Source organism: Streptomyces glaucescens (assembly GCF_002154375.1).
Classification (GTDB): Bacteria; Actinomycetota; Actinomycetes; order Streptomycetales; family Streptomycetaceae; genus Streptomyces; species Streptomyces glaucescens.
This window is the reverse complement of sequence record NZ_MUND01000452.1, coordinates 1-8,220: the sequence shown is the minus strand read 5'-3', so window position 1 is coordinate 8,220 and position 8,220 is coordinate 1. Positions and strand designations below refer to the sequence as shown.

Here is an 8,220-nt window from a genome sequence, read left to right as displayed (position 1 = left end):
TTCGAGCTGGGCGGCGACTCCGCCTCGGCCGTCGCCCTGGTCAGCGGCCTGAAGAAGCTCGGCTGGACCGACGCCGGCGTCCGCGACGTGCTGCGCGCGGAGAACCTGCGGGACCTCGCCGACCGGCTGCGGGAACGGAGCGTGTGACACGATGTGCGGCCTGTGCGGGACCTACGCCCCGGACAAGACCCTGGACCGGGCCGTCGCCGCCGCGATGCACGCCCGGCTGGTCCACCGCGGACCGGACGAGACCTACTCCCTGAACACACCCACGCTCTCGGCGAAGCTCGGCCGTCTCGGGATGACCGCGCTGAAGGACGGCTGGCAGCCGGCCGAGGACCCGAGCGGCCGGTACACGGCCCTGACCAACGGCGAGATCTACAACGCGGCCGAGCTGCGCGCCCTGCTCGGCGGCGGCCCGCCCGACAACCGGGTCGACGTCGCCGTGCTGCCCGAGCTGTTCGCCCGCTACGGGCCCGCGGGCCTGGCCCGCGTCGACGGGCAGTTCGCCACCGTCATCCACGACCGGGCCGACGGCAGCCTCCACCTGGGCCGGGACCGCTTCGGCATCTGCCCCCTGTTCTACGCCGTGCTCGGCACCCACGTGCACTTCTGCTCCGAGCTGAAACCGCTCGTGCGGAGCGTGCCGCACACCTGGCGGCTCGACCTCGGCGCGGTCGACCAGTACCTGGCGCTCGGCAACATCGTCGCGCCGAGGACCCTGGTCGAGGACGTGCGAGCCGTACCGCCAGGCTGCGTGGTCCGCTTCGGCGACGGGCCCCCCGAGACCGTGCGCTACTGGCGGTACGGGGACTTCCAGGAGACGGACCGCCCCGTCACCGGGGAGGAGATCCGCGAGGCCGTGGGACGGTCGGTGACGGACCGGCTGCGCGCGGACGTCGAGATCGGCGCCTATCTCAGCGGCGGCTTCGACTCCAGCACCCTCGTGCTGGAAGCGGCCCGGGCCCGGGAGAAGCCCGCCCGGACGTTCTCCGTGCTCTTCGACGACGTCACCCTCGACGAGGGACGGTTCCAGCGCGAGATCGCCGACGCCGTGGGCAGCGAGCACCACCAGATCCGCTGCAGCCCGGACCACGTCGCCGCCGAGTTCGAGGACATGGTGCGCCACTGCTGCTATCCGCAGCGCGAGACGTACAACGTCGCGGCCCTGATGCTCGCCCGCCAGGTCCGGCTCACCGGCCTCAAGGGCGTGATCTCCGGCGAAGGCGCCGACGAGCTGTTCTTCGGCTACGACTCGTACGCGTTCGACGGCGCCCGCCGCACCCCGCCCGAGCCGCACGCCGAGAACGAACACGCGTGGGGGAGGGCCGACTTCGGCTGGGAGACCGACCGCACCAGGACGGCCCGACGGCGGGAACAGTGCCTCACCCCGCGGGCGCTCGACGCCCTGCCCGGCAGGGAGTACTGGCGGGACCGGCTGATCCCCTTCGACGACCGGGAGACCGCCGCCCTGACCCGGATGCAGCTGCGGTCGATCGCCGACGTGTACGTGCAGCTGAGCGGACACCTCCTCGGCGACCACGGCGACATGATGCTCATGGCGAACTCCGTGGAGGGCCGCTACCCGTTCCTCGGCAACCCCGTCGTCGCCCTGGCGCTCGGCGTCCCCGACGAGCGGAAGATGGCCGACTTCGAGGGCAAGGCCTGCCTGAAGGAGGCCTACGCCGGCATCGTGCCCGACCGGATCCTGCACCGCGCCAAACAGGGCTTCACGGCGTACGGACTCACCGACACCGCCGACGAGCGGACCCTCGCGCGCTGGCGGGACCTCGTCGCGGCCAGTGGCGTCTTCCGCCCCGACGCGCTGGACGTCCTCGGCGCCGACGCCACGCCCGACAAGTGGGACGTCCGGCTGAGCCTCATCAGTATCAGCGCGATCATCGACGAGTTGGGACTGCGGTCATGACGGACACCTGGCACGAGCTGCTGCACGGCCGGCAGTGGTCCTCGGCGTCCACCGTGTGGGTCGAGGACGGCACCGAGTACAGCTGGGCGCAGGTCGGACGGCTCGCCGCGGCGGTCGAGGCGAGCGTCCGCGCACACGGCCCGGCCCGCGTGGTCGTCATCCGGTCCCGGCACAAACTCGGCTGCTTCGCGGGACAGCTGGGCGCCTGGCGGGCCGGCTCCGTGGCCGTCGCCGACGACCACACCCTCACCGACCGGGAGTTCGACCGCGTACGACCCGACCTCACCCTCACCGTGTCGGTGGGTGCGCACCCGTCGGTCGAGCCCGCCGGACGGCCGGCCCGCCGGCCGCGCCCGCAGCCGCTCCCCGACGACGTCGTCGCGGTCAATCACACGTCCGGCAGCACCGGCAGCCGCAAGGCCGTCGCCGTCAGCCGCGGGAACCTGCTCGCGCTCTTCGCCTGCCGGGACCTGGACGTGCCCGTGCCCGGCCGGCTCACGGCGGGCAGCTTCGCCACCCCCACCTACGACGGCTGGTGGTTCGACACCTGGCGCACGGTGGCCGCGGGCGGGAGAGTGGTGTGCCTGCCCCACGTCAACGACGACGTCTTCGCCTGGCCCGGCCTCGCGCGGACGTACGGCATCGGCCGCCTGCTGCTGCCCGCCGCGGTCCTCGCCACGGTCGTCGAGGTACTGCCGGAGGCCGTCGCGGACATCCCCTGGCTGTTCAGCGGCGGCGAGCAGTTCCGGGTGTCGACGTACCGGCAGGCCCGGCAGGCGGGCCTGCGCCCCACCTTCGTCAACCTGTACGGGCCGACCGAGGCCACCTTCGCCACCCACCACCACCGGCTGCCCGAGGACCTCACCGCACCGGCCGTCCCCATCGGCCGCCCGCTGGACGGGTGCCGGCAGGTCCTGCGCCGACCGGACGACGGTCCGCCGGACGCCCGCGAACTCGTCGTCAACGGCCCGTTCGTCTGCCTCGGCTACCTCGACGACGGCGTCCTCACGCACCGCTTCCGCGACGAGGACGGACAGCCGTCGTACCGCACCGGAGACCTGGTGCGCGCCGACGGCGACGGCAACCTGGTGTTCGCCGGGCGACTGGACGGCCAGGTCAAGGTGAACGGCATGCGGGTCGACACCGCCGCCCTGGAGCAGCGGGTCACCGCGCTGCCCCGGGTGCGGGACTGCCGGGTGGTCCAGCACGAACGGCACACCGTGGCCTTCGTCCGGACCGACCCGGCCACACTCGGGGACCCGGCCACCCGGTCGCGGATCGAGACCGTCGTCCAGGACTTCTCGTCCGCGATCGGCATCAGCCTGGTGGACCGGTACCCGGTCAGGGCCGGCGGCAAGGTCGACGTCCCCACCCTGATGGACCACTACCGAACGACAGACAAGGCCGAGGAGACATGACGGACATCTCGCCAGCTGCCATCACCGACTGCGTGCGCACGGTACTCGACCGGGACCTCGCCGACGACACGGACATCTTCACCGCCGGCGTCGACTCCCTGGCCGTTCTGCGGTGCCGCGCCCTGCTGAAGGAACGCACCGGAGTCAAGGTCCCGGGGCACGTCTTCTTCGAGGGCCGCACCCCGGCCCGGATAGCCGACCTGATCGGAGGCACCCATGCTGGTCGTTGAGGACAGCCCGCTGTACTCGCCGGAGTTCTTCGCCGACGACGACCCGTGGGCCTATCTGGCCGACCTGCGCGCCCACCACCCGGTGTCCGTGCACCGCCGCGACGACGGATACCAGTTCTACGCGCTGACCCGGTACGCCGACATCTACGCGGCCTACGTCGACCACAAGCGGCTCAGCTCGTCCTACGGAACGATGGTCGACGGCTCCTACCTGCCGCAGAAGGACTCGGCCTCCGGCCGCATGCTCATCGTCACCGACCAGCCGGCGCACACCGCCATCCGCAAACCGATCAAGACGAGCGGGTTCAGCCGGGAGATGCTCGCCAGGGTCGGCCGCACGGTACGCCGCAACATCCACGACGCCCTCGGGAAGCTGTCCGTGGGCGACCGGCTCGACTTCAGCACCGTCGTGGCACCGGAGCTGCCCAAGGGCGTACTGGAGGTCCTGTTCGGCATCGGCCCCGGGGACGCCCACCGGCTGCTGGAAGCCACCCGGACGATGATCGGCTACCGCGACGAGGTGTACGCCGGCACCTCCCCGCTGGACGCGCTCGTCGACGCCCAGCTGGAGGTGCTCGAGTTCATCGACGACCTGATCGGGCACCGGCTCGGCTCCGGACGGACCGACGACATGATCGGCTTCCTGGCCCAGTGCGTGGCCGACGGCACGATGCCCCGCGACGTCGCGGTGCTCAACGGCCTGAACGTCGCCGTCGGCGGCAACGAGACGACCCCGCACACCGCGAGCCTGACCGTCCACACCATCGACGGGGAACGCGATCAGTGGCGCAGGGTCGCCGACGGCGACGTCGGCTGCGACGTGGCCACCCAGGAGTTCCTGCGGTGGACCTCGACCAACAGCTACGTGCAGCGGCTGGCGGTGGAGGACTTCCCGGTCGGCGATCACGTCATCCCCGCCGGCAGCTTCGTCACCCTGTGGAACATGTCGGCCAACCGGGACCCCGACGTCTTCGAACGCCCCGACGAGTTCCTGATCGACCGCAGCGACAACAAGCAACTCGCCTTCGGGGCCGGTGTGCACCGCTGCGTCGGTGCCCCCGCGGCCACCCTGGAGATCCAGACCTTCCTCGAGGAACTGGCCGCCTGGGACAAGGCGTTCGCGGTCCTCGCACCGCCCCGTCGGCTGCGCTCGAACTTCATGCTCGGGCTGACCGAACTCCAGGTCGAGGTGGTCGACGCCAAGGAATTCGGCACGTGAGCGAGACCACCGCCGGTCAGGACCTGTGCGTCTGCTTCCCGGCCGCCGGGGGCGGCGGCGTCACTCTCACCCTGCTGAAGGACGCCGCCGCCCGCCACGGCCTGACCGCACTCACCCTGCCGAACGCCGACTCCGTGCCCGACCTCGACTCGGGCCGGTGGCAGGAACGGACCGTCGAGGAGATCCGGCGCGCCGCGGACCGCGGCGGAGCCCGCCGGATCGTCCTCGCCGGGCACTCCATGGGCGGACTGTCCGCCGTCCGCCTGCACCCGGCCCTCGACGCCGACGGCGCCCGGCCGATCGGGGTACTGGTCATCAACACACCCTGCCCCGACTCCTCAGGACGCATACCGACGATGTCACAGCTCTCCGACCCCGAGATCGCACAGGTACTCGCCCACGACGGCTTCCCCCCGGAGTTACTCGACGACAAGGACATGCTGGCCGAGATCGCGCACGGCCTGCGCGCCGACGCCGCGGTGGCCGACCGCCTCGCCGAACGGTTCGGCCCCGCCGGCCGCCTCACCGACCTGCACGTGCTGTGCGGCCGGGACGACCGGTTCATCCCGCCCGAGCGCTGCGCCGCCTGGGCCCACCGGGTCTCGGGGGAGTTCCACCTGACGGTCGTACCCGGCGGGCACAGCCTCGACCCGGCCCGGACCGCCGCCCTCGGCCGCGCCCTCGCCGGCGTGCTCGCCGCCACCCGCACCGAGGAGGGGGCGGCGTGAGCGGACTGCAGAAGTCGCTGGGCGGCACCGTCGGCACCTTCCTCGCGCTGTCCACCATCCTCGGCAGCGGCATGATGATCCTGCCCGGCACGAGCTACCAGGACCTGGGCCGCTCCGCATGGCTGCCGTGGGCCGTCGCCGCCGTCTCGGTCATCCCGCTGCTGTACTGCTATGCCTGGCTGGGGCGCCGCCACCCGTCGGCGTCCGGGGTCGCCCACTACTCCGAGGTCGCCTTCGGCCGGCCCGTCGGACGGTCCTCCGGACTGCTGGCCACCCTCGCGCTGGTCGCCGGCATCCCGGCGACCGCCATCACCGGCGGACGCTACGTCGCCCAGTTCTCCGGCGTACCGAGTCTGGCCTGGCTCTTCCCGGTGGCCGTCCTGGCCGCCGCCACCCTGATCGGGTGCCTGGGCGCGAACGTGTCCGGGAGGGTCCAGGTCGCCCTGGTGCTCGGCCTGTTCGTCCTGGTCACCTGCACCGCGCTGGTCGCGCTCGGAGCGCACGGCGTGGAGGCACCGAGCACCGCCCTACCGCCGCTGGGGGAGCTGGGCAGCGTCCTCACCGCCGTCTACGTCGCCTTCACCGGCTGGGAGACCGTGGCCTTCACCTTCGAGGAGCACAAACGCCCGGACGCCATCCCGCGCATCTTCGCCGCCTCCTACGTCATCGTGGTGGCCCTCTACGGGCTGGTCCTGCTGGGTCTGTTCAGCGCGGTGGCCCCCGGCGACGAGGCCCTGGACGACGCCCCGCTGCTGCGGCTGGCGGAACGCTCGCTCGGGGACCTGGGCCGGCCGGTGACGCTGGCACTGGTCGTCGCCGCCATCACCGCGAACGTGTGCGCCTCGGTGCTGGCCCTGTCCCGGCTGGTGTTCGGCATGGCACGCAGCGGCTACCTGCCGGGCCCGCTGGCCCGGGTACGCGACCGGGACGGCAACCCGGTGACGTCCGTGCTGGTGGTCGGCGCCGTCCTGACCGTGATCGCGCTGCTGGGCGCGACGGGCGCCATGTCGTTCGAGCTGCTCTTCGTGCTGTCCGGCGGTATCTACTTCGTGCTCTACGGGCTGGGCGCGGCCTCGTACGCGAAGCTGGCCGGGCCCGGCGGCACGCCCAGGGCGGTCACCGCGCTGTGTGCCGTCACGGTGGTCGCCGTGACGGTCCTGGCCGGTCCGCCCATGTGGTGGTGCTGGGCGCTGTTCGCCGCCGTCTGGCTCGTGACCGCCGCCCTCGCCCGGCGCCCGTCGACGAGGGAGCCCGAGTACGAGGGCGCGGACCGGTGAGCGCCGCGGCGGAGCCGGACGACCGGCACGGACCTGCGGAGAGCGTCATGAACGACACCGAGAGCGCCACCGTCTTCTTCCCCGGCGCCGGTTCCTTCGGAGCCGAGTTCCGCCCCCTCACCCAGGCGCTGGGCCGGTCGTCCTGGCCGGTGCGCTATCCGGGGCGGCCCGGCCGGGACTACGGCGCCCCGGCCGCCTCCTTCGACGCGGTCGTGCGGGCCTGCGCCGAACAGATCGTCCAACGGCCCGCCGTGCGTCCGCTGCTGTTCGGCCACAGCTACGGCGCGTACGTCGCCTACGCCACCGCGGCCCGCCTGCGCGAGGCCGGCGTCGAGATCGCCGCGCTGGTGGCGGTGGGCGCCGCCGGGCCCGGCCGGCTGCGGGTGCCGGAGCAGGCCACCGCGGGCCCGGCGGAGGCGGCGGCCTACCTCGACCGTGTCGATCCCGGCGTCCTGGCCGGGGCCCCGTCCGACGAATGGCGAGCCGTCGTCGCCGAGACGACGGCCCAGGACCTGCGCCTCCTGTGGCAGTTCACCCCGGCCACGGTCCCCGGCCTGCACTGCCCCGTCCTGGCGGCGCGCGGCACCGAGGACCCGCTGACCACGGACGACACGATCGCCGCGTGGCAGCACACCACGACGGGCCCGTTCACCCTTCGCACCTTCCCGGGCGGCCACTCCGGCCTGCTGGGCTCACCCGACTGCGCCTCCTGGCTCCAGCGGATCCGGGAGACGGCGGGCTCCTGACGCCGACGGCGTGACGGGGGAGCGGCTCCAGCAGCCGCCTCCCGTCCGCGAAGGGTGCGTGCCGCACACTTCGCGCGAGGTCACCCCGCCTGCGTCGCCGCAGCGAGCGTACGGATGGCCGGCAGATCGGCGTACAGGTTGTTGCCGGGGCACTCGGTCGGATACCCGTCACGGTGGCCGGAGATCCGGTTCAGGGTGACCTTCTGGCCCTTGGTGTACTTGCCGTTGTCGGCGGCCGCGGTGAGCACGACGCTTCCGGCGGCGTCGTACCCGTACAGCCCGAGCTTCCAGGCGGCGACCGCGGCCACCGCCTCGCGCACGGGCGGTGAGGAGAGCGCGTCGTTGTAGTTGCCCAGGACGGCGACGCCGGCGGTGTCGGTGTTGAAGCCGTAGGTCTGCGCGCCCAGGACGGGCTTGTCGATGCCGCCCGCGCGGCCCTCGAAGACGGTGCCGCACTTGTCGACGAGGAAGTGGTAGCCGATGTCGTTCCAGCCCTGGCTCTGCACGTGGTAGAGGAAGATCGCGCGGATGATGTCGGGTGACTGCTCGCAGGTGTAGTCGTTCGTGCCGGCGGTGTGGTGGGCGAACACCGCCTTGGTGTCGGTCGTGTAGGTCGCCGGGTCCTTGACCAGTGACTCGTCGGCGCCCCAGCCCGAGCGCGTGGTGACGACGGGC

General features: G+C 72.7%; 9 protein-coding genes. 8 read left to right on the top strand and 1 reads right to left on the bottom strand.

Going from position 1 to position 8,220, the window contains the following annotated elements; all coding sequences use genetic code 11:
• The first annotated feature begins 6 nt into the window (after positions 1–6).
• Genes CCN42_RS45925 through CCN42_RS27155 form a run of 8 tightly spaced genes read left to right on the top strand, consistent with a single transcriptional unit; the run spans position 7 to position 7,545 of the window.
• Positions 7–147: a hypothetical protein gene (locus tag CCN42_RS45925; RefSeq protein WP_339384432.1), complete on the top strand. Its 141-nt coding sequence runs from the start codon at positions 7–9 to the stop codon at positions 145–147.
• A 4-nt stretch (positions 148–151) separates the two neighbouring features.
• Entirely contained in the window at positions 152–1,927 is a 1,776-nt protein-coding gene (gene asnB / locus CCN42_RS27185; RefSeq protein ID WP_086739552.1) for an asparagine synthase (glutamine-hydrolyzing), read from the top strand.
• Entirely contained in the window at positions 1,924–3,345 is a 1,422-nt protein-coding gene (locus tag CCN42_RS27180) for an AMP-binding protein (protein WP_086739550.1), read from the top strand. Before asnB ends, CCN42_RS27180 begins: the two co-directional genes overlap by 4 nt.
• Positions 3,342–3,575, top strand: coding sequence for an acyl carrier protein (locus CCN42_RS27175; protein WP_086172376.1), 234 nt, complete (start codon positions 3,342–3,344; stop codon positions 3,573–3,575). The genes CCN42_RS27180 and CCN42_RS27175 overlap by 4 nt, the downstream gene beginning before the upstream one ends.
• Positions 3,562–4,794, top strand: coding sequence for a cytochrome P450 (locus CCN42_RS27170; protein ID WP_086739548.1), 1,233 nt, complete (start codon positions 3,562–3,564; stop codon positions 4,792–4,794). Before CCN42_RS27175 ends, CCN42_RS27170 begins: the two co-directional genes overlap by 14 nt.
• Entirely contained in the window at positions 4,791–5,522 is a 732-nt protein-coding gene (locus CCN42_RS27165) for a thioesterase II family protein (protein WP_158102135.1), read from the top strand. The genes CCN42_RS27170 and CCN42_RS27165 overlap by 4 nt, the downstream gene beginning before the upstream one ends.
• Complete coding sequence (locus tag CCN42_RS27160; protein ID WP_086739545.1) at positions 5,519–6,799, top strand: APC family permease; 1,281 nt, start codon at positions 5,519–5,521, stop codon at positions 6,797–6,799. The genes CCN42_RS27165 and CCN42_RS27160 overlap by 4 nt, the downstream gene beginning before the upstream one ends.
• 47 nt (positions 6,800–6,846) lie before the next feature.
• Positions 6,847–7,545, top strand: a complete 699-nt coding sequence (locus tag CCN42_RS27155; protein ID WP_143662022.1) for a thioesterase II family protein — start codon at positions 6,847–6,849, stop codon at positions 7,543–7,545.
• Between the two features lie 80 nt (positions 7,546–7,625).
• On the opposite strand, the gene CCN42_RS27150 is transcribed toward CCN42_RS27155, so the two are convergent.
• Positions 7,626–8,220: N-acetylmuramoyl-L-alanine amidase (locus CCN42_RS27150; protein WP_211294808.1), on the bottom strand; the 595-nt coding region annotated here is incomplete at its 5' end.